Here is a 1,112-nt window from a genome sequence, read left to right as displayed (position 1 = left end):
CGGCCGATCACCAGCTACTTCTACTGGGAGAAGCACTGCTACGACATCCCGATCTGTTTTTCGTTCCGGTCCATCTTCGACGCGGTCGACGGCATTGACGAGATCGACGACAAGTTCCAGATACTGATCAACGACTTCAGTCAGCTGGATGCGCTGATGCCCCAGTTGCTCACGGACTTCCCGCCGATGATCGACAGCATGGAGAACATGCGGACGATGATGCTGACGATGCACAGCACCATGTCCGGGATCTTCAATCAGATGGACGACATGAGCTCCAATGCGAATGCGATGGGTCACGCGTTCGACCAGGCCAAGAACGACGATTCGTTCTATCTGCCGCCAGAAGTGTTCCAGAACAAGGACTTCAAGCGCGCGTTGAACAACTTCTTCTCGCCGGACGGCAAGGCGGTGCGGCTGATCATCTCGCACCGTGGCGATCCCGCCACCCCCGAGGGCATCAGCCACATCGCGCCGATCAAGAAAGCCGTGCACGAGGCGATCAAGGGCACGCCCTGGGAGGGCGCCAAGGTCTATCTCGGCGGCACAGCCGCGACCTATAAGGACATGCACGACGGCTCCAACATCGACCTGTTGATCGCCGGGATTGCGGCGGCCACCTTGATTTTCGTCATCATGCTGGTGATCACCCGAAGCGTGGTGGCGGCCGTCGTGATTGTCGGCACGGTGCTGCTCTCGCTGGGCGCGTCGTTCGGGCTCTCGGTACTGCTCTGGCAGTACATCCTCGGCATGAACCTGCACTGGATGGTCTTGGCAATGGCGATCATCCTGCTGCTGGCGGTCGGCTCGGACTACAACCTGCTCTTGATATCCCGGTTCAAAGAAGAGATCCACGCCGGGCTCAAGACGGGCACGATCCGCGCGATGGCCGGTTCCGGGTCGGTGGTGACCTCGGCCGGGCTGGTGTTCGCCGCCACCATGGCCACGTTCGCCTTCAGCCCGTTGAAGGTGATGGGTCAGGTCGGTACGACGATCGCGCTGGGTCTGCTGTTCGACACCCTGATCGTCCGGTCTTTCATGACGCCGTCGCTGGCCACACTGCTCGGACGTTGGTTCTGGTGGCCGCAACATGTCCGCCCACGACCGGCCAG

Annotated in this window: 1 protein-coding gene; it reads left to right on the top strand. The window is 60.9% G+C overall.

Going from position 1 to position 1,112, the window contains the following annotated elements:
• Positions 1-1,112: MMPL family transporter (locus tag A5658_RS10585; RefSeq protein WP_156751378.1), on the top strand; the 1,112-nt coding region annotated here is incomplete at both ends.

The sequence above is a fragment of the Mycobacterium sp. 1245111.1 genome (genome assembly GCF_001673405.1).
Lineage (GTDB): Bacteria > Actinomycetota > Actinomycetes > Mycobacteriales > Mycobacteriaceae > Mycobacterium.
The sequence above is the reverse complement of the archived record's forward strand: the minus strand, read 5'-3'. Positions and strand labels throughout refer to the sequence as shown.